The sequence below is a fragment of the Marinomonas gallaica genome (assembly GCF_049821165.1).
In the GTDB taxonomy this organism is placed as follows: domain Bacteria; phylum Pseudomonadota; class Gammaproteobacteria; order Pseudomonadales; family Marinomonadaceae; genus Marinomonas; species Marinomonas gallaica.
This window is the reverse complement of record NZ_CP187511.1, coordinates 3,557,055-3,577,461: the sequence shown is the minus strand read 5'-3', so window position 1 is coordinate 3,577,461 and position 20,407 is coordinate 3,557,055. Positions and strand designations below refer to the sequence as shown.

Genomic DNA, 20,407 nt, shown 5'->3' with positions numbered 1-20,407 from the left:
AACTTAGAAAAATAAATGATTATTCCCCTAGATAGCTCTTAAGGCTGCCTTCTTGTACCAGCGAAGCCGCATTGTCGATGACTCCTGAATAGTACAAATCATCAATCACCTTAAACAGGTTTTGATCAACTTGATCGACGCCCATACCAGCTGAAAAGCGAGGCGAATAGAGGGCCTTTAATAAGATGAAATCTAATGGGGATAGGTATATATCTGTGCTGGAGTCGTTAAAAACCGAGGGGTACACATCATCTGAGTCATTAGGTAGCCCCATTAACTGAGTGATCTCTTCAACAATACAATCTAAGAAGCGTGCGTTCTGTCGAGCATAGTCTACGGGGATGATAATGACGCCACGTTGGATCTGGCCTTTACCATTGATGCTAAAATTACCTAAACAGATTGCTTCGTCTAATGCGGTTCTAATCGTGTCAGGTGGGCCAATATAGCGGCGTACTTTATCTTCCACGGAGTCCATATCTGTAAAAATAGCGATAATATTGGCTTTTTTCACATTAGGCGTGAAATAGATGGGGACGCCGGTGATTTTTGATAGGTGTCGAGCATGAATACTCAGTAATTCTGCTTGCAGTTGGCTGTCGCCATAATCGCTCTCTACGTAAATATGGATAGGGCGTTCCCAGCGTACCAACATAGGTGTTTGTTTTCGGTCGTATTCTCGTTGCAGTGCAATGTCTATAAAGCTGTTAATGATAAAATCACGCTCTTGCCAATGGTATTGCTCTTTGGCGTGGGCAGAAATAGTCAGGAAGAGGCTTATGACTAACAAGCAGTAGTTACGGAACATGGACATGCTCTTTAAGGTTATCATTAACGTAATGCAGTAAAGCGTCGTAAGAATCAGGAGTGAATGGCAGGTTATGGGTATTTTCAAGAATATCTTGGATACGCATTTCACGTACTTCGGACACTTCCTTAGCCTGCAAGTGTAGTGGACCATGTCGTGCTTCATCATACTGACATGTATAGACCTTACCCCAAATACGAAACCCTTCCCCCTCAGTGAAAAACATTCCTTGTGGCGCCAGTGTCAGCTCGACGCCAAGCTCTTCTTCAAGCTCTCTGCTCGCGCATAAATCATAGCTTTCATCTTTAGCAACGACGCCACCGGTTGTGATGCCAAAATAGCCTGGGCAAAATGCTTTTGTATCGGTTCTTTTCTGAACTAACAAAGTGTCTTGTTTGGTGAATACTAAAATAAATGTTACACGGTGTATGTCTTGTTGAAAGTTCATTAAACGTCGAGGAATATCACCAATTACTTGGTTTTGGCGATCAACGAGCGTAATTATTTCATCAGTTTCAGACATAGGACTATTCTTAGTTGTAAGCAAAGCCAGAAGGGTAACGATTTAGCGCTGGATTTTAAAGACTTAATCCAATTCAGTAGGAGAATAGATAAGTTACGAAATTGCGACAGATACTTAAGTAATTGAAAGTGCTCGACTGTCTCTTTCTTTTGTCAGCGAGAAATTTCGTTAGCATAGCCAGTATACGATTTAAATGGAGACCGTTGATGACATTGCCCAACCATGATTTTTTAGACTACACCTTGTCCAAACCAATAAATGACACGATAGAGCAGGTGCTCTTTGCCACAGGGAGTGCGCAGCTTTTAGGGCAGGGTATTATTCAGCTGGAACCGATTGCCGAGGCAAAGCACAGCGTGGTGTTGTCGGCTGGCATTCATGGTAATGAAACCGCTCCCATTGAGCTGCTTAATACGTTACTAAAACAGATACTTGATGGGGAACTGACGCTCTCAATACGTTTGCTGATTATATTGGGTCATCCAGAAGCGATGCGCACGGGTGAGCGGTTTTGTGATGTAAACTTGAATCGACTTTTTTGTGGTGCATGGCGCAAATACAATGGACAAGAAGTGGCGAGAGCTCAACAACTGGAACACTCGGTAGCTCAGTTCTTTGAGGCGCATCAGACCGGTTGTAAACTCCATTACGATCTGCATACCGCCATTCGTGGTTCTGAATACGAGAAATTTGCCGTACATCCATTTACCCATGGCCAACCTTATCAGCAGCAACAGTTCGATTTCTACGCAGCAATCGGTTTGGAAGCGGTGCTGTTATCTCATCAACCAACCACAACATTTTCTTATCATTCGTATATTAATCATGGTGCGCAGGCGGCCACTATTGAGCTTGGGCAAGTGCATCCGTTTGGACAGAATGATTTGCTAAGTCTTGAAAAGCTTAGCAAAGCGCTCAAGTTGCTTATTGAGCAAGGCGAGTTGTCGTGCGCCGATGCAACGACCGTGAAGCTCTTCTCTGTTGTCGAGGTGCTTATTAAGGACGCTGATGATTATCTGCTTAAGATTGCTGATGACGTCAAAAACTTTACCGCATTTGAAGCGGGGTTTGAGCTGGCAACATCTAATGTGAGTCATTACCAAATTAAACAGAGTGGTGATGCGATTGTGTTTCCAAATGTGAATTTACCGGTGGGTCAGCGTGCGGGCCTAGTCGTGCGACAGGGCAGTTGGGAAACCTTTCGTACAGTCTAATGAAACCTGCCATTAGGGATTGAGTGTAAAAATGAATGCTGTTATTGTTATGTTATAACATCTATTGTGGATTGGATTTTTACTCATGTTTAAGTACGTATTACCTGCATCCCTTTTATTATCCGTATCAGCTTTTGCACAAACTCAAGTTGTCACCTCGGTGAAGCCTGTGTCTATGATTGTGTCAGCCATTGGTGGTGAGCATATAGAAGTGCAACAACTTGTTAGTAACCAGGCATCTCCTCATGATTTTGCTATGCGACCTTCTGATCTACGAAAACTTGATCAAGCCGATTTAGTTGTTTGGGTCGGAGAATCCCTTGAAACCTTTATGGAAAAGCCGTTAGCGAACCTTTCCGCTAAAAAAGATCTAGAGTGGATGGCATTAAATGATGCTTTCCTGCGTGAGTTTGGTGACAAAGAAGCGCACAACCATGATGAACATCACGAAGATCATGACCATGAAGAGCATCACGAAGATCACGACCATGATGAACATCATGAAGACCACGACCATGATGAGCATCACGAAGACCACGACCATGATGAACATCATGAAGACCATGACCATGATGAGCATCATGAAGAGCACGGGCATGAAGGTCACGATCACTCAGGCACCGATCCACATGTGTGGTTAGATCCGGTTAATGCAAAAGTTTTGGCAAAAGCCGTCACTGAGCAACTGATTTCAATCGATCCTGAGCACAAGCAGGATTACCAAACGAATTTCCAAGCCTTTATGAGTAGCGTAGAGCACGCAGATCATGATGTTGCTGAGCGATTAGCAGATGTCGCAGATGTGCCGTATTTTGTGTTCCATGAAGCTTACGGCTATTTTGAAAATCATTATGGGTTGAACAACAAAGGCGCCATTGCACTCAGTCCGGAGCGTAAGCCAGGCGCAAAAACTGTAGCGCATATTCGAGAAGAAATTGAAGAGCATAACGTTTCTTGTGTCTTCAGTGAGCCTCAATTTAGTCCTGCGATCGTCGAGACATTGATCGATGGAACCGATGTTAAAACGGCGGTACTTGATCCACTAGGTACCAATGTTGAGCTAGGTGCAAACAGCTACGCGATGTTCTTAACGGGTTTGGCAGACCAGTACATTTCTTGCCTTAAATAATCGACTCATGAACGTCTACCAATCACGGTAGGCGTTCTGCATTTGCCTCTGTATAATGGCGTCATATTCATCAGTTCGAGTTGACCCATGAGTGATACCCTTTCTTCTGTATCTTGTTCTACGGATACTCTGATCGACAGTGCTAAAACGACGTTAAAAACCCAAGGGCAAGCGCTAATGGGCTTAGCCGAGCGCATTGATACGCAATTTTCTGACGCGGTAAACATGGCGCTTAATTGTCGTGGTCGCGTGATTATTTGTGGCATGGGGAAGTCTGGCATTGTTGGTAAAAAGATTGCTGCGACATTAGCCTCAACGGGTACCCCTTCTTTCTTTATGCATCCTGGCGAAGCTTTCCACGGTGATCTTGGCATGGTGCACCCAGATGACTTATTGATTTTGATTAGCTACTCCGGTGAAACAGAAGAAGTGATTCGCTTACTGCCATCCCTTAAAAGCTTCGGCAATCAATCAATTGCCATCGTCGGTAATTCGCAGTCCACCTTAGCGAAACACTGTGACAGTGTGTTAGACATCGCTATTGATCGAGAAGTGTGTCCAAACAATTTAGCGCCTACTACATCAACAACGATGACGATTGCTATGGGCGATGCATTGGCTGTTGCGCTAATGCAGTGCCGTGACTTCCAACCTCAAGACTTTGCGCGTTTTCATCCAGGGGGAAGCTTAGGGCGTAAGTTGCTGACTCGCGTGCGCGATCTAATGCATAAAGATAATCTGCCGTTTTGTACTCCAGATACATCGCTTCAAGAAGCCATTGCCGTCATGACAAAAGGTCGTAAAGGTGTGGTGTTAGTGAAAGAAGATGAGCGCTTAGTGGGCATATTTACCGATGGTGATTTACGTCGCTCAATGCTACATGATGCGGCAGGGATGTTGACTAAAACCATGGCCGAATTGATGACGGCGAACCCCAAAACCATTTCTCAAGAGACAATGATTGTCGAAGCAGAAGAACGTATGCTGCGCGATAAAATTACCCTATTGGTAGCCGTTGATGACGCAAAAAATGTCGTTGGCCTATTAGAAATATACGACCGTTAAACTAAAGGAACTCCAGAGTATGTCTGAAACCAGCAAAATTATTCGCATTGGTGACAAAGTAGAAGTCGCAAACCACCTACCGTTTGTATTATTCAGTGGAGTGAATGTGCTTGAGTCTCGAGACCTTGCGATGAAGGTGGCGGAAGAGCATGTCAAAGTCACGGAAAAGCTTGGTATTCCTTATGTATTTAAAGGGTCTTTTGACAAAGCCAATCGCTCTTCAATCAATTCATTTCGTGGTCCTGGCCTAGAAGAAGGTTTGAAGATTCTTCAAGAAATAAAAGACACATTTAATGTGCCGGTGATTACAGACGTTCATGAGAATGAACAATGTAAGCCAGTTGCTGAGGTAGCAGACGTAATCCAGTTGCCCGCATTCTTATCTCGTCAAACTGATCTTGTGGTTGAAATGGCGAAAACGGGGGCGGTGATCAATATCAAGAAGGCGCAGTTCTTAGCGCCTCATGAAATGAAGCACATCATGACCAAGTGCCAAGAGGCTGGTAACGACCAACTGATGCTGTGTGAGCGCGGTACTATGTTTGGTTACAACAACTTAGTGGTTGATATGTTGGGCTTTGGGGAAATGAAGCAATTTGGGTTTCCGGTGATGTTTGATGTGACCCATGCGTTACAACGTCCTGGTGGTCGTTCAGATTCAGCGGATGGCCGTCGAGCGCAAGTCACTGAGTTGGCGCGTGCGGGTATGTCATTAGGTCTTTCAAGCATGTTCCTTGAAACACACCCAGATCCAAACAATGCTAAGTGTGACGGCCCGTGTGCCTTGCCTTTAAACAAGCTAGAGCCCTTCTTGAAGCAGATTAAGCAGCTGGATGAGCTGGTTAAAACCTTTGAAACCTTGGATACCAGTGCCTAATGGATACGCAGTTTCTAGCGCAATACGCAGAGCTTGAGCAAGGCAATGTGTTGATGAAAAAACTGCCGTTTCTAAAGCTGGCCATCTTTGATGTGGATGGCGTGTTGACGGACGGCGGTTTGTACTTTGATGGCAACGGCGAGATGATTAAACGCTTCAACGTCAAAGATGGCGTAGCGTTGAAACTTTTGCCACAGTGGGGCGTAGATGTGGCGGTAATTACCGCGAAAGACTCTGCGCCGTTGCGTAAGCGAATGTCGGATCTTGGCATCAAACACGTTTACTACGGCTGTCATGATAAAGCGGCCGCGTTTGATGATTTGATGAAAACGCTAAAGCTTGAGCCCGAGCAAGTGGCTTATGTGGGAGATGACGTCATTGATTTACAAGTGATGCCGAAAATAGGTGTGTCTTTGTGTCCAAACGATGCGCATATTCTTTTGCAGCGCCATTGTGATATTTGCTTACGTAAAGCAGGTGGGCAAGGGGTTGCTCGAGAAGTAGCTGACTTAATTCTAGCGACACGCATGGAGCTTGAAGCGGCTTATGAGCTTGCCAAGCGGCCTGAATTTGAGAAAAAGTAATATGAATTTACCTCCGTTCCATATTGTCGTACCGGCGCGATACGCATCGCAGCGATTTCCGCAGAAGATGCTGGCTGATTTGGCAGGCAAGCCAGTCGTACAATGGGTTTATGAGCTGGCACTTAAAGCAGGTGCTGAGTCGGTGACCATTGCTACCGATCACGAATTGATCTTTGCTGCGGCGAAAGCGTTTGGTGCAGACGCGGTGATGACGCGAGACGACCATGAAAACGGTACTGAACGTCTGGCAGAAGTCGCTATGCTAAAGGGATGGTCTGGCGATGAGATTGTCGTTAATGTGCAAGGTGATGAACCACTGTTGCCGATTGCGCTGATTCAGGATGCAGTTCGTGCCCTTGCCGAAGATGATGAATCTGAAATGGCGACTGTAGCGTGTCCTATTCATCGTTCTGAAGATATCTTCAATCCAAGTGTGGTGAAAGTAGTATGCGACGCCAAAGGTCGTGCATTGTATTTTAGTCGTGCCACCATGCCATGGGATCGCGATGGCTTTGCTCAAGAACCTAAAGTCATCAGTGACGGGTATCCGGCTCTGCGCCACGTGGGTCTGTATGTGTATCGTGTGTCTTTGCTTGATCGCTATGCGCACATGCCGATGTCGCCACTTGAAAAGTGGGAGAAACTAGAACAACTAAGATTCCTACACCAAGGCATTAAGGTCCAGGTAGCGGTTACACAAGAGCTCCCTCCGCACGGTGTCGACACCCCAGAAGATCTTCAGGCGCTGACTCAAAAACTCTCTTCGCAGTAGGAGTAACTTGTGAGATTCAAGACATACGCATTGCTTGCAGTTTGGTTTGTCTTGGTCGCTTTCTTGGCGGTTGGGCTGTATGTTCCTCTGCATTATTGGTCACCACAGCTGCGTGGGCTAATGCCTCAAGGCATTAGCTTGATGCAAGTTTCTGGTCATTGGTGGTCTGGCCGCGCAGCATTGTCCGTTCCTTATTCAAAAGAACCTGCTTTGTTAAGCTGGACCACTGCTGGTTTTTTGTCCCCCATCTCGTGGCAAGTTAATCATCCGCAAGTAATGGGCTATGGCAAGCTTAAGCCTGAACTGTTTGGCGTAAGTCTTTGGGTAGATGGTTTGAGTGCTCAAGCAAGCGTTTTAAACCCGGTGTTAGCAAAGCAGGGGATAGCATTGTCCGGTCAGCCCATCACTGTGAGTCGTTGGTACAGTCATTACGTTTGGCGTGATCATACTTTTGATACGTTCAAAGTTCAGGCCAATTGGCCTGAAGGCAACATTCGTTACCCAGCGGGAAATCGAGAGATTGACGCGCCAGTTAAGCAATGGCAATTGCATGGCTATTTGTTAGGGCAAGAGCCTGTTGTGTCACTTCGATCTTTACAAGGAAGTGAACTGCTTGAGATAAAGTTGTTATCGAGTCATGCGTTAGAAGTGACCGTAATGCCAGAACTGATTGAGTCTCTGGGCCAACGCTGGCCAGGAAAAAAAGAGTATCCGGCATTTGTCGTAGTACAGCCTTTGAATGAGCTCAGATAATGAACGTTTCACAAAATCGTAAGTGCGATTTTCTTGCATTATATTACCTATTTGTTGAATATAACGGGCAACTCATCCGCTAAATCTTCATTAGGTTGCGCTCGTGCCTTGGAAATCTGTTGAAAAATATGCCGTCAGGCTAATTATTTTTGCTGCTGTGACAGCTTGTGCTGTTGCGGTGGGTGCAAGTTTTGCTCGATGGTATTTTCCGACAACGACTTTTTCATTGGCTGCTCCTTCAAATGTCACGTCTGCATTAGATTCCCCTGCAATAAAGCTGAACGCTGAATTATTTGGTGCTGTTCCCATTGCACAACAAGCATTAAAGCCAACCCAGCTTAAATTGTCTTTAGTGGGTGTTTTGCCAAGTCAAGATCCAACCGATGGCGTTGCAATAATACGTTCGCCTAGTGTTTCTGATGCTACTTATGATGTCGGGGCAGAACTCCTGCCAGGCGTAAGGTTAGTTGGGGTTTATGATGACTATGTCGTGATTGATCGTGCTGGGAAAATGGAGTCGTTGTTTTTGGTGAATACATCTGACGATGATCCTAATAATGCGTTATTTGTGAGTACTGATACTGTTCAGCAAGCCTCAGGTGGTGAGTGGCATCAAACGGACGTCGTTATAGCGGGAAAACAGAGTGCAGACGAGCGATGGAAGTCAACCTCCCAAGCATTTTTGGGTCAGCCAAAAGCGTTTCTAGAGGGCGTAGGCGTCACTATAACCAGTGAAGGGTATCAATTAAATCAGGGTAATGCATTGAGTCAATTTGGTTTGCAGCCAGGTGATAAAATTGTCTCGGTAAATGGCGTACTACTGAAGGATGCAACACCAAGTGTTGAGGCAATGAAAGCGTTGCGCAACGCTGAAAATTTGCGTGTTGAAGTGGAACGCGAAGGTAAGCGCTTCATTATAAATGTTTCAACCCATTAAAGGATAAACCATGTTGCCTCTGGCGATTAGAAAACTCATTACGGCTTGGTTTTGCGTGATTGCTCTGGGCGCAAACATCAGCGTGGCGCAAACGTGGCAAGTGAATTTACAGCAGGCTGACATCGGTGTCTTTATTCAGCAAGTGTCAAAAATGACGGGTAAAAGCTTTATTATTGATCCGCGAGTGAAAGGTAAAGTCAGTGTAATTTCCAGTCAAGAGCTGAACGAAGAGGCTGTGTACCATCTTTTGCTGTCGGTTTTGCGCGTGCATGGTTTTGCTGCGGTAGAAACACCCGATGGCGTAAAAGTCGTACCGCAAAATATTGCTAAACAGAGCGGCGTAGATTTTGACAGTCAAGGCATCGCTGCCGGGGGCTTGTTGGTTACACGCATGATTCCTGTGAAGCAGGCGACAGCCTCGGAATTGGTTCCTATTCTACGTCCTTTGATTCCACAATATGGTCACCTTGCGGCGGTAGACAGCGTTAATGCTCTGATTATCAGTGACCACGCCGATAATATTCGTGAGCTAGAATCTCTGATTGAGCGATTGGATAACTCTAATGAAGGGACTGTTAGAGTGATAGGACTTAATCATGCGTGGGCGAATGACATTTTAGACCTGCTGACTGAGCTTAATAGCGGCTCTGCCGGTCCTGAAAAACAGTCTTCCTCTGCAATACTCAGTACCAAAGTCATTGCAGATGATCGTACCAATCGTATGGTACTCAAGGGGGAAGCGGAAGAAATAGAGTCATTAGTTCACTTGATTCAACAATTGGATACGCCAACAAAATCTTCCAGTCGCTTATCTGTTATTCCACTTCGCTATGCGGACGCGCCAAAAACGGCTGAATTAATCAGTGGCTTAATGGGAGCAAATGGCTTAACGGAAGGCAGTGCGAACCAAACTATTTATGTTAAAGCAGATGAGGACTTGAATGCCTTAGTCATTCGTGCAAATCCTAATGTGTTGGTTGATATACAGTCTGTTTTAAAAGAGTTGGATGTGCCGCGTGCGCAAGTATTGGTAGAAGCCATTATCGCGGAAGTGACCATGGATGATGCGGAAGCATTTGGTTTTCAGTGGCTTTTCGGTGATGTGTCGGATTCCTCTTCTCCTGTCTTTGGGACAAATTTTAATGCCGCTGGAAATAGTATTACGGAGATTGCAACGGGGATAGCAACAGGGCGCCCGACGTTGAGTAATGGTTTAACAGCGGCAGGTATCCGCTTTAACAGCAATGGCGACTTAAATTTAGCGGGCATTTTGCAGGCCATTGAAAGTAACTCTAATGCCAACCTGCTTTCGACACCCAAAATCATGACGCTCGATAACCAGACCTCTAAAATACTAGTGGGTGAGACCCGTCCGTTTCAAACTGGTGGTTACGCCGACAGTAGTAGTAATGCGTTTGTCACCACGACCCGTGAAGACATAGGTCTGACGTTAGAAGTCACGCCGCATATTAATGCCGGCGACGAAGTGCGTATGGAAGTATTACAGATTGTTGAAGCCGCATCAGCAGAGCCAAGCTCACTCGGCACGATTACCACGAAACGAGAGATTTCAACCACAGTGATTGCTGGCAACCGTCGTACTATCGTACTTGGTGGGTTGATTGAAGATAATGTAATAGAAGTACAGCAGAAGGTGCCATTGTTGGGGGATCTACCAGTTATCGGCGCTTTATTTCGCAGTACTTCTCATGAGAATCAAAAGAAAAACTTGCTGGTATTCATTCGTCCAACCATTCTTCGTTCTCAGCAAGATATGCAGCAGGTGACGGATGATAAATTCAATGCATTTCGCAGTATTGAAATCTCTCAAGGGTTCCCGCTTACACGTCCAGAGGCTCTGAATGATCGTTTCGATGCACCTTATACGGTGCACAGTAGTTTTTAACATTATTGGAGGTGACTCCTAAGGCTGAACTTTGCTTACGCTCAATTACGCTTTTGTAAAAGAACACGGTGTGCTGCTTTTTGAATCACAAAGCGGTTTGACTCTGGCTTATAAAGCAACCACTGCCCTTGCAGCGATTAACGAAGCACTTCGCTTGAGCCAGTCAGCGCCCAATCTTACCCTCTTAGAAGGCCCAGACTTTGAGCGCCTTGTGGTGCAGTATTACCAGCACGAAGGCCAGCAAACGTTAGCCAATGTAAGCGCCTTTGATGATCACTATGACTTAGAGAGCATGGTTGAGTCGATTCCAGAAAGTGAAGATTTGCTTGAGCGAGAAGGGGATGCTCCGGTTATTCGGTTAATCAATGCGATCCTAAGCGAAGCGTTGAAAGACGGTGCTTCGGATATTCATATAGAAACCTATGAAAAGTTGCTGAAAGTGCGTTTCCGTATTGATGGCATGTTACAAGATATTATCTCCCCGAAACGTGCCTTAGCCCCCATGCTGATATCGCGAATTAAAGTGATGGCGAAGTTGGACATTGCCGAGAAGCGCGTGCCTCAAGATGGTCGAATTTTATTAAGAATTTCAGGGCAAGATACAGATGTACGAGTATCGACGTTGCCCTCTGCCTACGGTGAGCGAGTGGTGATGCGGCTCCTGAGCAAACGTGTTGGGCAAATGGGCTTAGAACATTTGGGGATGTCGTCAGCGGATCAAGCATGTCTTGAACAATTAATCACTCGCCCAAACGGCATTGTGTTGGTCACAGGACCCACTGGTTCCGGTAAAACGACCACGCTTTATTCTGCATTGAATCATTTAAACAATGGTCATCATAATATTATGACCATTGAAGATCCCATTGAGTATCACGTAGAAGGGGTGGCGCAGACTCAAGTAAATCTTAAAGCAGATATGACCTTTGCTAGAGGGTTGAGGGCGATTTTACGTCAGGATCCAGATGTGGTGATGGTCGGCGAAATACGTGACCGCGAAACAGCGGACATTGCCGTTCAAGCGTCTTTAACGGGCCATTTAGTGTTGTCTACTTTGCACACCAATAGTGCGATTGCTGCGATTACACGTTTACAAGATATGGGCGTTGAAAGCTTTCTGTTGTCCTCAAGTGTGGTAGGCGTTGTGGCACAACGTCTGGTACGTCGCTTATGCGACGCATGCAAAATACCGGTCTCGATGGATGAGGCCAATTTGGCTCATTTTAATTGTCATGCATCGCCTTCGGCCCTTTATGCAGCGAACATTCAAGGATGTGACCAGTGTCATCAAGGTTACCGCGGACGTCTTGGGGTATACGAGGTCGTGCCAGTCGGTCAGGAGCTCCAGCAATTGATTCACAATGGTGTTGGAGAGTATGAGCTTGAGGCGCTAATTCGAAAGTCTCGCCCAAGCTTACGACAAGACGGTTTAGATAAAGTATGTCAAGGGTTAACCTCGTTAGAGGAAGTGCTTCGTGTGACATCAGAGCATAGCGTGGATATCTTAAATCCAGATGCAACAAGCAGCGATGGGCATTAGTCATGGCAGTGTTTGAATATCGTGCGTTAGCGCCATCAGGCGCCAAGCAGAAAGGTGTTTTGGAAGCGGATAATGAGCGTCACGCTCGGCAAAAGCTGCGTGACATAGGATTGCTACCCTTTGAGCTTTATAATGCCAAGCCAAGTGCTCGACTCGTATTTCAACGCCGTTTGTCTGTTCGAGAGCGTGCGTTGCTAGTTCGCCAGTTAGCAACATTAATCGATGCAGGGCTGCCGATAGAAGAAGCCATTTCAGGCGCGGCCGCCCAAAGCCAGCAGCGTCATATTCGCTCCATGTTGTTAGCCATTCGGGCACGCGTACTGGAAGGTTTTTCATTAGCGCAAGCCTTAGATACGTATCCTAAAGCGTTTCCAATGTTGTTTCGTGCCAGTGTTCAAGCAGGTGAAGAATCAGGCAAGCTCGCTACGGTTTTGCTGGAATTATCCGAGCATTCAGAACGCGAACAGAGCAATCAGCAAAAACTAAAATCGGCACTTTTGTATCCTGCTTTATTAACGCTAGTGGCCATTGCGATCGTCGGTTTTTTGTTAGGCTCGGTGATGCCGGATATTGTCGCCGTATTTGAGCGCCAAAAAGCTGATTTGCCGACCTTGACTATCAGTATGATGTCTCTAAGTAACTGGGTCGTTACATGGGGCGACAGTCTTCTTGTAGGGCTTGTTATCATTTTGGTCAGTTATCGGCTGTTGTTACGTCATGAGCGTTTTAGGCATCGTCGTGATGTCATGTTATTTAATTTGCCTGTTATTGGCCGGATGATTCGTGTGAGTTCTATGACGCGCTATGTGTCGACGCTGGCTATGCTGTTTAGAAGTGGGGTGCCATTAGTGTATGCGATGGAGATCGCTAATCGGGTTGTCTTAAATCACTCTGTGCAATGCTTATTGGGTCGTGCTCAGGTACAAGTAAAAGAAGGTGTGTCGTTAACAAAAGCGCTTAAAGAGACGCAGTTAGTGCCGCCTATGATGATGCAACTGATTGACAGTGGCGAGCGCAGTGGTGAGCTGGCGGGGATGTTGGATAAAGCGGCTAAGCAACAGTCCGAACAAAGCCAATATCAGATGAATAACTTTATGACACTGTTTGAACCTCTCATGTTGTTGATTATGGGGGCGGCCGTCATGTTGATTGTGATGGCCATCTTGCTACCTATTATGAATATGAATCAGTTGTTGAACTAATGCAGTTTCAAATACAGACAAAGAACAAAGGAAGGCATCCATGAAAATGGTTTCGAAGCATCGTAAACGCTCTTTAATTGCAAAGCGACAGGCTGGTTTTACGCTGCTTGAATTAATGGTCGTTGCGGCAATTTTAAGCTTGCTGGTGGCGTTGGTCGCTCCAAATATTTTGGGTCGTTCGGATGATGCTAAGGTGGCGGTTGCTAAAACTCAATTACGTAATATCGTCTCGGCGCTGGATTTATACAAGCTTGATAACGGTCAATATCCATCTACAGCACAAGGGTTACAGGCGTTAGTTAATCGCCCCACCGGGTACCCAGAGGCACGTAATTGGAAACAAGGAGGGTATTTATCAAGTGTGCCTCAAGACCCTTGGGGTTTTGGCTTTCTTTACATTAGTCCCAGTGCTCAAGGTGAGTACGAGCTTGTGACGTTGGGGGCGGATGGCCGCGATGGTGGCGAGGCGGATGCGTCAGATATCAGTAGCCGAGATCTGTAGTGACACTTAAAAGTGGGCGGCAAGGTTTTACTTTATTGGAATTACTGGTAGTGCTGGTGATTTTAACGGTGATGACCAGTTTGGTAGCGCCTAATTTAGTTGGGATTGCGGCAAACAGTCGTGCTAATAGCGAAGCCCATTCGTTGCAAAAAACCTTACAGCGTGTCTTTGATCAGCAATGGATGTCTCGGCAAACCTCCTTTTTACAGGTGGATCAGGAGCAGCTTGTATTATGGCAAAACGTTACAGGAACATGGCGACCCGCTGAGGTGGTGTATACGTTTAACGATGAGTTGGACTATGAGCTGTCATTTAACAAAAACCGTTTAAGTAGTGCACAGCAGACAGTAAATATGTCGGTGCCAATGGCCTTGTTCGTTTTAGAGTCGGGGGAGTATTTGCCCTTTCGTTGGCGCGTCGTAGAAGGTGACCATCAAGTGACAGTCGTTGGGGATGGCTTAAATGTTCTTTCGGTGGAGTAAGGTTACTGGGTTTACTTTGATCGAAGTGCTGGTTGCGCTGGTTATTTTGGCGTCTGTGGGTGTGGTGTTAATGCAGACCAGTGTTACTGGGACGAAGCAAAGTGACTATTTAACCGAGAAAATACTGGCCGCTTGGGTTGCTGAAGACCGGGCGACTGAGTTGCGTTTGGCTGTTCGATTAGGGCAACCCTTAGAGCTAGGCGACGTATGGACTGAGCAAGGAACGTTACGTTTTCGTACTCGGGTGTTGAAAATCGAGCAGACTGAGTTTCTGCAAACGATCGAGGTTTCAGTCTTTTATCCATCGGATGTGGATCAACCACTGTATCGTTTAGAGTCTTTTCTACCGCGCGAGGCATCAATTTTATGAGGCCCAATAAGCGTGGTTTTACCCTGATAGAGCTACTGGTGGTGGTGTTCATAACCGCAGTGATGGGGGGTGTTGGTTATCAAATGCTCGGAACGTCTGTGCGGATGTCGGACACCACTGCAGATCATACGAAGGAACTAAATCAACTCAGCCGAGCGATGAACTGGCTGGAGAGAGATGTCACACAATATATTGGCAAACCAATACGAAACGAATTGGGCGAGACTCTACCAAGTTTGGTGGTCGCCGATCAAGCACTAAGCTTTACTCATTTGGGGCGCTCGAATGCGCTTGATAAGACGCAGTCACAGCTACAGCGGGTCGCGTATCAAGTCGTCAATAATGGACTGCAGCGAGTTGTCTGGCCAGTATTAGATCAAGTAGAGAGCTCAACGCCTCAAATACAAAAGTTAACACCAGCGACTCGTTTTTCAGTTCAGGTGCTTACGACAGAGGGGTGGTATGAACAATGGCCAATCAACTCTTCACTGCCAGGACAAGAGCGTTCGTCTATAGTCATAGCGCTCCGTATAACCTTAGATACGCCTAGATTTGGGGGGATAACGCGCTTATTTGAGTTGCCCCGTGGCGTATCAACGCAGCGAAAGGGGGAACAATGAAATCCTCTCAAAATGGCGTTGTATTGCTGGTCGCTTTAATGGTGTTTGCTGTTGTAGCGACCTTGTCTATTCAGGTATTAAATTATGTCGAGCAGAGTGTTGCGGTGGTATCGAGAGTCCAATCGGACATAACAGTACGTCATCGATTATTAGCTGGCGAGGCGTGGTCGTCAGCGTGGCTTGCCCAACAGTTGCATGCATCGGACCGACTGGCATCACCGGATACAAGTCGCCCGTGGCATTTAGCGTCGCGCGAGTTTGTGCTGCAAGAAGTGCCTATACAAGTGGACATGATAGATCGGCAAGCCTGTATTAATCTGAATGATCTGGCTGACGCCAATCGTACCAAAGCTGTTCAAGATCGGTTACTGCGCCTGTCATCTGAGTTATCGCTTTCTGATGAGTGGGTGTATTTGGTTAAAGATTGGGTCGATAACGATCAAGTGTTGAGTGCAGCCTCTAGTCATGAAGATGAATACTATGCAGGGTTGCAACCCGCCTATCGGACGGCGGATTCGCTCTTGGCTGATGTTTCAGAGTTACGGTTACTGCCGGTACCCGAGCAAACCTGGCTTAGGTTGATGCCTTATGTGTGTGTGCTACCTCAAGATAGTGCGATCAATATCAACCGATTAACACCGCCGTTATTACGTGCTTATTTGCCCGAATTGACAGAGCGAAAACGGCAGGCATTAGAGGCCCGTATTGCCTCGGCGGGTTTTAGTTCGGTTGAAGAGTTAATTAACTGGCCAATATTAGCTGATCAAGCATTACAAGCGCAGGATTGGTGCGTACAAAGTAGCACATTTGAAGTGTTGATTACGTTAAAGGATGGGGCACACCAGCGTTATCTAAGAACAGTACTTAGGCAGGATGAAGAAACGGGTATCGTGGTGCCTTTATCTCGCTCCTTTATGGCCTTTGACGTATTATCGAAAGCTTTAGTAAACGAACAAATACGATTACCAAACGATTGAGAGATGCTGTGCAAAGATTGATGATTCAGCTACGCGAAACGCATTTAGGACATGGCCACTGGGTGTATGACTGGTGGTGTTTTGATGACCAAAAAATGATACAGCAAGGTAGGGTTGAATCTAATACTGAGATGGCGGCGTTGTATCAAGAAATGGCGTCTAAACACAGTGATTTACGTGTTTTTTTCTTTCCTCCACATCATCGTTTTCATGTTCGTAAGCTGGTCGTGACCAAACATCAGCGTCGCCATATGGACAAAGTACTGCCATATTTAATGGAACCTTATTTAGCGCAACCGATTGAGTCATTGGCGTTTTTTTGGGTTCCTGACAGCCCCAATCAGATCTGGGCAATGACGATGGATAAATCGCTATTGGCGGATTGGCAAGCAGATCTACAGAGTATTAGTCGCACTACAGGCGTCATACTACCACTGCAGTTCGTAGTCTCACATCAAACTCAAAATGGCGCTGCGGAAGTATTGGGCGAGCGTTTTGAAGTCAGTCAGGATCAACTGTGCTGGCTACCTGAAGCGCTGTCGGCGACTCATCCCCCAACGACGATCAGCCAAGTCTATGATTTAGCCAGTCTAAATGAGGCGTTGGCTCAGGAAACGCAATGGAAACAGTGGCGTATAGGTGAAATAAAAGAAATCACTGAGGGCGTGAAGATAACGGCTTCCCGTTGGCAATGGGCGGCTGGGTTGGTCGTGGTCGCTTTGGCGGCGCAATGGTTGAATAGTGAGCTCGCTACGCAAGAAATAAATGCGCAAGCGTTGGAGGTTGAGCAAGCTTCTAATGCACTGTTTTTAAGTCTAGTGCCGAGCGCTGGGCGTGTTGTGAATTTGTCTCGACAGTTGGACGCACGCTTACAACAAGCCTCGCAGCAACAAAACCAGCCAACGCACTGGTCTGCCTACGAACTGCTTGGCAAGCTTGGTGATTTACAAAAGACGTTAAATATTGAGTCCGGTTTACAGCAGGTGACATTGCGTCAGCAAGTATATCGTTTTGAATGGTTGGCTGCGTCGCGAACTGAATTAGAGCGTATACAAACCTTTCTAGTGCAGCAGAATGTCTCGATCGAATTGGTTCAATGGGCGCGGCAAGGTGAGCAATACTTGGGTGTGTACCGAGTACAAGGGGTGACGAGATGAAAAGCTGGTTTGTTCAACAGTTGCAGCAGAGTACTGTACTGCAACGCATGATGATTTCTTTTCAAGCTAGAAGCGCACGAGAGCGCCTTCTTATCCTTGTTTTGGTATCTGTATTTGTATTAGTGATGGTTTTTTATACGATCATTGAGCCTTCTCAAGTGGCACACCAGCAAGCAATTACTCGTTTGTCCAATGCTCAAAACCAATACCAGCGTCTTGTAATGGGTGCCGATGTGCTGGCTCAAGCTCGACCTGAGCAGGTATTAGAAGATCGGGACACGAATGCGTTACGCAATGTCTTAACACAAACAGCAAACCAAGTGGGTTTTGTGGCGGATCGTATTCAGGTGGAAAGAGATGGGCGCATTCAGGTGTGGTCGTCGCGCGTGCCATTTACGGTTGTGTCAGCATGGTTCGAAGCGCTGCGTGAGCAGCGCGTAATCATTGAGAGCATGCAAATAGAAAAAATCGAGTCAGGGCTAGTCAGCTTACGGATCACGTTGGACTAGTCCTGTCTTTCATAAAAAAGAAAGATTCTCTCTGATTAGTTCGAGCAGGTAATATAGCGGCTAGGCGTTAAAATACCACTTAGCGGTACATCCCAAGACTCAATTGGTAGTTGTTCGACTTCTTGGCAATCATGTGCCAAACCAATTAAATGGGTCCGCTCAGCCTTGTTTTCGAAGGTGCGATCATAAAAGCCGCCACCCATACCTAAGCGCCCACCTTGTGCATCGAAGCCTACTAGTGGCATCAGCACAATGTCCATCTCCGCACCGGTAGCCGGTGTAAGGTCGACAGGCTCAAGAATGCCAAAGCTGTTTGTTTGCCATTGACTGTGTTCGTCATAACGTGCAAACAGGAGTGCCTTGCCATCTAGAACAGGAAGGTAGACGTTTATTTGGTTGTTCCAGCACCAGCCACAGATGCTGCTAGGTGAGACTTCACCATCGTTGGTGAGATACAGGGCAACATTGGCCGATGTCGGTAGAGAGGGGGCTAAGGCTTGTAAAAATTCTTTTTGTAAAGCATCTGCAGCATGTTGTTGCTCTGTGTCGGAGAGTTGGTTGCGTAGCAGGCGAAGAGATTTACGAAGCGTTTGACGATCTAAAGACATAAAAAAGAGTTTCCCAAGTTGCCGTTTCGACTATTGGCCTTGAACCCAGTGGTTCAAGGTGGAAATAGCTGAAGCTCTTTAGGCTTTCCGACGCACGGACATGCTCACCGAACTTACAGCATCTTTCCGGGGGTATACTCATAGGCTCAAGGGCGTTAAGCCGTTCCGAACAACCCAGGAAACACCGCCAGTATAGGGGAGACGATATGAAAAATCACCCTAATAATCTTGTGAGGTGGGGTGTTACTTGAAGAATTTTCGTGAACAAAACGCTTGCTAAACGCTGTAAAACCTATGATGAAAACTATTAGCTAACTTTAGTCTGTTGGCCCAGAGCCGAATCCAGCTGTGATGTTAGCTCGCGAAGTTGCTGCTCATTAGAACGAGCGTAACGACGGCTTGATAGCAAATCATAAGTAATGTTTAAAGCGGTAATAATAGCAATTTTTTCAAGACCGACCGCCTTGCCACTTGCGCGAAGCTCACGCATTTGGGTGTTCAGATATTCTGCGGCTTCTTTTAATTCTGCCTCATGACCTTTCGGGCAGTTGATATTGAAAGGCTTGCCCAGAATGTCGACAGCAACAGTTGGCTTTTCCATAGTATCTCCGACAGCTAGATAAGTGTTAAGTGAGTTGAATTTCCATTATTTTCGCAACGAATAACATTTTATGCCGCTGGTAAATTCGTTACAATTGATGATTCGCTAAATCCACCCTAAATTTATAGTAAATTGACGAAAAAATGGAAATTAATCCGATTGTTTCAAAGATAAAAGACCTTTCCGAACGAACTCAGGTACTTCGGGGGTATCTTTGACTACGAGTCAAAGAAAGAACGACTAGAAGAAGTGAACCGTGAACTGGAAGATCCAGACGTTTGGAACGACCCAGATTACGCTCAAAAGCTAGGTAGAGAACGCTCAACACTTGAGGGTGTGGTATCCACTATCGATAATATGGAAACGGGCGTTGAAGACGCCTCTGTATTATTGGATATGGCCGTTGAAGAAGACGATCAAGACTCAGTTGACGCCGTTCAACTTGAGCTTGAAGAGCTTGAGACGCAATTGGCGGCGCTAGAATTTCGACGTATGTTCTCCGGTGAAATGGATCCGAACAGTGCATTTTTAGACATTCAGTCTGGTTCGGGCGGTACTGAAGCACAAGATTGGGCCAATATATTGCTGCGCATGTATTTGCGTTGGGGTGAAGATAAAGGCTTTAAAGTGGAACTGCTTGAAGTCTCCGCAGGTGAAGTTGCAGGCATCAAATCAGCGACGGTACGTTTCGAAGGTGACTATGCATTCGGTTGGTTACGGACTGAAACGGGCGTTCATCGTCTAGTGCGTAAATCGCCTTTTGACTCAGGCAATCGTCGTCATACGTCTTTTGCATCGGTGTTTGTTTCTCCGGAGATTGATGACAACGTTGATATCGATATTAATCCATCAGACTTGCGCATTGATACCTACCGCTCGTCAGGTGCTGGTGGACAGCACGTGAACACGACCGATTCCGCGGTACGTATCACACACGAACCGTCTGGTATTGTGGTTCAGTGTCAAAACCAACGCTCGCAACATGCTAACCGTGACTTCGCTATGAAACAGTTGCGTGCGAAATTATACGAAATGGAAATGCAAAAGCGTACGGAAGCCGCTCAAGCGCTAGAAGACACTAAGTCTGATATCGGTTGGGGAAGCCAAATCCGTTCTTATGTATTGGATGCCTCTCGTATCAAAGATTTGCGTACCGGTGTGGAAAGCTCCAACACTGGTGCCGTACTTGATGGCAATTTAGATCAATTTATTGTGGCGAGCCTTAAACAAGGCCTTTAGTGCACTAAAACCTTTTGACAAGAGTACCTTAC

At 46.2% G+C, this 20,407-nt stretch carries 23 protein-coding genes and 1 other RNA gene; 19 read left to right on the top strand and 5 right to left on the bottom strand.

Annotation, left to right across the window (positions count from 1 at the left end; translation table 11 throughout):
- Positions 1-19 precede the first annotated feature (19 nt).
- Positions 20-808 carry a DUF2927 domain-containing protein gene (locus tag ACPUEK_RS16950; RefSeq protein ID WP_231872550.1) on the bottom strand — a complete coding sequence of 263 codons (789 nt, stop codon included), beginning with the start codon at positions 806-808 and terminating at the stop codon, positions 20-22.
- Positions 798-1,331: an NUDIX hydrolase gene (locus ACPUEK_RS16945; RefSeq protein ID WP_067216336.1), complete on the bottom strand. Its 534-nt coding sequence runs from the start codon at positions 1,329-1,331 to the stop codon at positions 798-800. Before ACPUEK_RS16945 ends, ACPUEK_RS16950 begins: the two co-directional genes overlap by 11 nt.
- 206 nt (positions 1,332-1,537) lie before the next feature.
- Here ACPUEK_RS16945 and astE point away from each other — a divergent pair, with 206 nt between their 5' ends.
- The 18 genes from astE to gspM all read left to right on the top strand — a co-directional run bounded on the left by astE (position 1,538) and on the right by gspM (position 17,927).
- Positions 1,538-2,545, top strand: a complete 1,008-nt coding sequence (gene astE, locus ACPUEK_RS16940) for a succinylglutamate desuccinylase (protein ID WP_425641552.1) — start codon at positions 1,538-1,540, stop codon at positions 2,543-2,545.
- A gap of 85 nt (positions 2,546-2,630) precedes the next feature.
- Positions 2,631-3,674, top strand: a complete 1,044-nt coding sequence (locus tag ACPUEK_RS16935) for a zinc ABC transporter substrate-binding protein (protein WP_425641551.1) — start codon at positions 2,631-2,633, stop codon at positions 3,672-3,674.
- A gap of 87 nt (positions 3,675-3,761) precedes the next feature.
- On the top strand, positions 3,762-4,739 hold the full coding sequence (locus ACPUEK_RS16930) for a KpsF/GutQ family sugar-phosphate isomerase (protein ID WP_067216326.1): 978 nt from the start codon (positions 3,762-3,764) through the stop codon (positions 4,737-4,739).
- A gap of 19 nt (positions 4,740-4,758) precedes the next feature.
- Complete coding sequence (gene kdsA / locus ACPUEK_RS16925) at positions 4,759-5,616, top strand: 3-deoxy-8-phosphooctulonate synthase (RefSeq protein WP_067216323.1); 858 nt, start codon at positions 4,759-4,761, stop codon at positions 5,614-5,616.
- Positions 5,616-6,200 (top strand): KdsC family phosphatase, encoded by a 585-nt coding sequence (locus ACPUEK_RS16920; protein ID WP_067216319.1) that lies wholly within the window; start codon positions 5,616-5,618, stop codon positions 6,198-6,200. The genes kdsA and ACPUEK_RS16920 overlap by 1 nt, the downstream gene beginning before the upstream one ends.
- 1 nt (position 6,201) lies before the next feature.
- Positions 6,202-6,972 carry a 3-deoxy-manno-octulosonate cytidylyltransferase gene (kdsB, locus tag ACPUEK_RS16915; protein WP_425641549.1) on the top strand — a complete coding sequence of 257 codons (771 nt, stop codon included), beginning with the start codon at positions 6,202-6,204 and terminating at the stop codon, positions 6,970-6,972.
- A 9-nt stretch (positions 6,973-6,981) separates the two neighbouring features.
- Positions 6,982-7,725 carry a hypothetical protein gene (locus ACPUEK_RS16910; RefSeq protein ID WP_425641547.1) on the top strand — a complete coding sequence of 248 codons (744 nt, stop codon included), beginning with the start codon at positions 6,982-6,984 and terminating at the stop codon, positions 7,723-7,725.
- A gap of 103 nt (positions 7,726-7,828) precedes the next feature.
- Complete coding sequence (locus ACPUEK_RS16905) at positions 7,829-8,662, top strand: type II secretion system protein N (protein ID WP_425641546.1); 834 nt, start codon at positions 7,829-7,831, stop codon at positions 8,660-8,662.
- Positions 8,663-8,672: 10 nt separating this feature from the next.
- Positions 8,673-10,568, top strand: a complete 1,896-nt coding sequence (gene gspD, locus ACPUEK_RS16900; RefSeq protein ID WP_425641545.1) for a type II secretion system secretin GspD — start codon at positions 8,673-8,675, stop codon at positions 10,566-10,568.
- Positions 10,569-10,599: 31 nt separating this feature from the next.
- Entirely contained in the window at positions 10,600-12,108 is a 1,509-nt protein-coding gene (gene gspE, locus ACPUEK_RS16895; protein ID WP_425641544.1) for a type II secretion system ATPase GspE, read from the top strand.
- Positions 12,109-12,110: 2 nt separating this feature from the next.
- Positions 12,111-13,310 carry a type II secretion system inner membrane protein GspF gene (gene gspF, locus ACPUEK_RS16890; RefSeq protein ID WP_425641542.1) on the top strand — a complete coding sequence of 400 codons (1,200 nt, stop codon included), beginning with the start codon at positions 12,111-12,113 and terminating at the stop codon, positions 13,308-13,310.
- 40 nt (positions 13,311-13,350) lie between these two features.
- On the top strand, positions 13,351-13,812 hold the full coding sequence (gspG, locus tag ACPUEK_RS16885) for a type II secretion system major pseudopilin GspG (protein WP_425641540.1): 462 nt from the start codon (positions 13,351-13,353) through the stop codon (positions 13,810-13,812).
- Positions 13,812-14,294 carry a prepilin-type N-terminal cleavage/methylation domain-containing protein gene (locus tag ACPUEK_RS16880; RefSeq protein WP_425641538.1) on the top strand — a complete coding sequence of 161 codons (483 nt, stop codon included), beginning with the start codon at positions 13,812-13,814 and terminating at the stop codon, positions 14,292-14,294. The genes gspG and ACPUEK_RS16880 overlap by 1 nt, the downstream gene beginning before the upstream one ends.
- Positions 14,275-14,664, top strand: a complete 390-nt coding sequence (gspI, locus tag ACPUEK_RS16875; protein ID WP_067216296.1) for a type II secretion system minor pseudopilin GspI — start codon at positions 14,275-14,277, stop codon at positions 14,662-14,664. The genes ACPUEK_RS16880 and gspI overlap by 20 nt, the downstream gene beginning before the upstream one ends.
- Complete coding sequence (gene gspJ / locus ACPUEK_RS16870) at positions 14,661-15,284, top strand: type II secretion system minor pseudopilin GspJ (RefSeq protein ID WP_425641536.1); 624 nt, start codon at positions 14,661-14,663, stop codon at positions 15,282-15,284. The genes gspI and gspJ overlap by 4 nt, the downstream gene beginning before the upstream one ends.
- Positions 15,281-16,261: a type II secretion system minor pseudopilin GspK gene (gene gspK / locus ACPUEK_RS16865; protein ID WP_425641535.1), complete on the top strand. Its 981-nt coding sequence runs from the start codon at positions 15,281-15,283 to the stop codon at positions 16,259-16,261. The genes gspJ and gspK overlap by 4 nt, the downstream gene beginning before the upstream one ends.
- 8 nt (positions 16,262-16,269) lie before the next feature.
- The gene (gene gspL / locus ACPUEK_RS16860; RefSeq protein ID WP_425641533.1) at positions 16,270-17,418 is read left to right on the top strand and encodes a type II secretion system protein GspL; all 1,149 of its coding nucleotides are present in this window, start codon (positions 16,270-16,272) and stop codon (positions 17,416-17,418) included.
- The gene (gene gspM / locus ACPUEK_RS16855; protein WP_425641532.1) at positions 17,415-17,927 is read left to right on the top strand and encodes a type II secretion system protein GspM; all 513 of its coding nucleotides are present in this window, start codon (positions 17,415-17,417) and stop codon (positions 17,925-17,927) included. The genes gspL and gspM overlap by 4 nt, the downstream gene beginning before the upstream one ends.
- Positions 17,928-17,962: 35 nt before the next feature.
- On the opposite strand, the gene ACPUEK_RS16850 is transcribed toward gspM, so the two are convergent.
- The 3 genes from ACPUEK_RS16850 to ACPUEK_RS16840 form a co-directional block, all read right to left on the bottom strand.
- Positions 17,963-18,535 carry a 5-formyltetrahydrofolate cyclo-ligase gene (locus tag ACPUEK_RS16850; protein WP_425641530.1) on the bottom strand — a complete coding sequence of 191 codons (573 nt, stop codon included), beginning with the start codon at positions 18,533-18,535 and terminating at the stop codon, positions 17,963-17,965.
- A 6-nt stretch (positions 18,536-18,541) separates the two neighbouring features.
- Positions 18,542-18,719, bottom strand: a non-coding RNA gene (gene ssrS / locus ACPUEK_RS16845) — 6S RNA.
- 123 nt (positions 18,720-18,842) lie between these two features.
- Positions 18,843-19,136: a cell division protein ZapA gene (locus ACPUEK_RS16840; RefSeq protein ID WP_067031725.1), complete on the bottom strand. Its 294-nt coding sequence runs from the start codon at positions 19,134-19,136 to the stop codon at positions 18,843-18,845.
- Between the two features lie 143 nt (positions 19,137-19,279).
- Here ACPUEK_RS16840 and prfB point away from each other — a divergent pair.
- A protein-coding gene (gene prfB, locus ACPUEK_RS16835; protein WP_139084476.1) for a peptide chain release factor 2 occupies positions 19,280-20,375 on the top strand; the annotation gives its coding sequence in 2 pieces (ribosomal slippage) (positions 19,280-19,351 and positions 19,353-20,375; 1,095 coding nt in all).
- The last annotated feature ends 32 nt before the right edge of the window (positions 20,376-20,407 follow it).

Coding starts and splice junctions, on each gene's coding strand:
- ACPUEK_RS16950 (WP_231872550.1), bottom strand. CDS start 808: ATGTTCCGTAACTACTGCTTGTTAGTCATAAGCCTCTTCCTGACTATT.
- ACPUEK_RS16945 (WP_067216336.1), bottom strand. CDS start 1,331: ATGTCTGAAACTGATGAAATAATTACGCTCGTTGATCGCCAAAACCAA.
- astE (WP_425641552.1), top strand. CDS start 1,538: ATGACATTGCCCAACCATGATTTTTTAGACTACACCTTGTCCAAACCA.
- ACPUEK_RS16935 (WP_425641551.1), top strand. CDS start 2,631: ATGTTTAAGTACGTATTACCTGCATCCCTTTTATTATCCGTATCAGCT.
- ACPUEK_RS16930 (WP_067216326.1), top strand. CDS start 3,762: ATGAGTGATACCCTTTCTTCTGTATCTTGTTCTACGGATACTCTGATC.
- kdsA (WP_067216323.1), top strand. CDS start 4,759: ATGTCTGAAACCAGCAAAATTATTCGCATTGGTGACAAAGTAGAAGTC.
- ACPUEK_RS16920 (WP_067216319.1), top strand. CDS start 5,616: ATGGATACGCAGTTTCTAGCGCAATACGCAGAGCTTGAGCAAGGCAAT.
- kdsB (WP_425641549.1), top strand. CDS start 6,202: ATGAATTTACCTCCGTTCCATATTGTCGTACCGGCGCGATACGCATCG.
- gspD (WP_425641545.1), top strand. CDS start 8,673: ATGTTGCCTCTGGCGATTAGAAAACTCATTACGGCTTGGTTTTGCGTG.
- gspF (WP_425641542.1), top strand. CDS start 12,111: ATGGCAGTGTTTGAATATCGTGCGTTAGCGCCATCAGGCGCCAAGCAG.
- gspG (WP_425641540.1), top strand. CDS start 13,351: ATGAAAATGGTTTCGAAGCATCGTAAACGCTCTTTAATTGCAAAGCGA.
- gspI (WP_067216296.1), top strand. CDS start 14,275: ATGTTCTTTCGGTGGAGTAAGGTTACTGGGTTTACTTTGATCGAAGTG.
- gspJ (WP_425641536.1), top strand. CDS start 14,661: ATGAGGCCCAATAAGCGTGGTTTTACCCTGATAGAGCTACTGGTGGTG.
- gspK (WP_425641535.1), top strand. CDS start 15,281: ATGAAATCCTCTCAAAATGGCGTTGTATTGCTGGTCGCTTTAATGGTG.
- gspM (WP_425641532.1), top strand. CDS start 17,415: ATGAAAAGCTGGTTTGTTCAACAGTTGCAGCAGAGTACTGTACTGCAA.
- ACPUEK_RS16850 (WP_425641530.1), bottom strand. CDS start 18,535: ATGTCTTTAGATCGTCAAACGCTTCGTAAATCTCTTCGCCTGCTACGC.
- ACPUEK_RS16840 (WP_067031725.1), bottom strand. CDS start 19,136: ATGGAAAAGCCAACTGTTGCTGTCGACATTCTGGGCAAGCCTTTCAAT.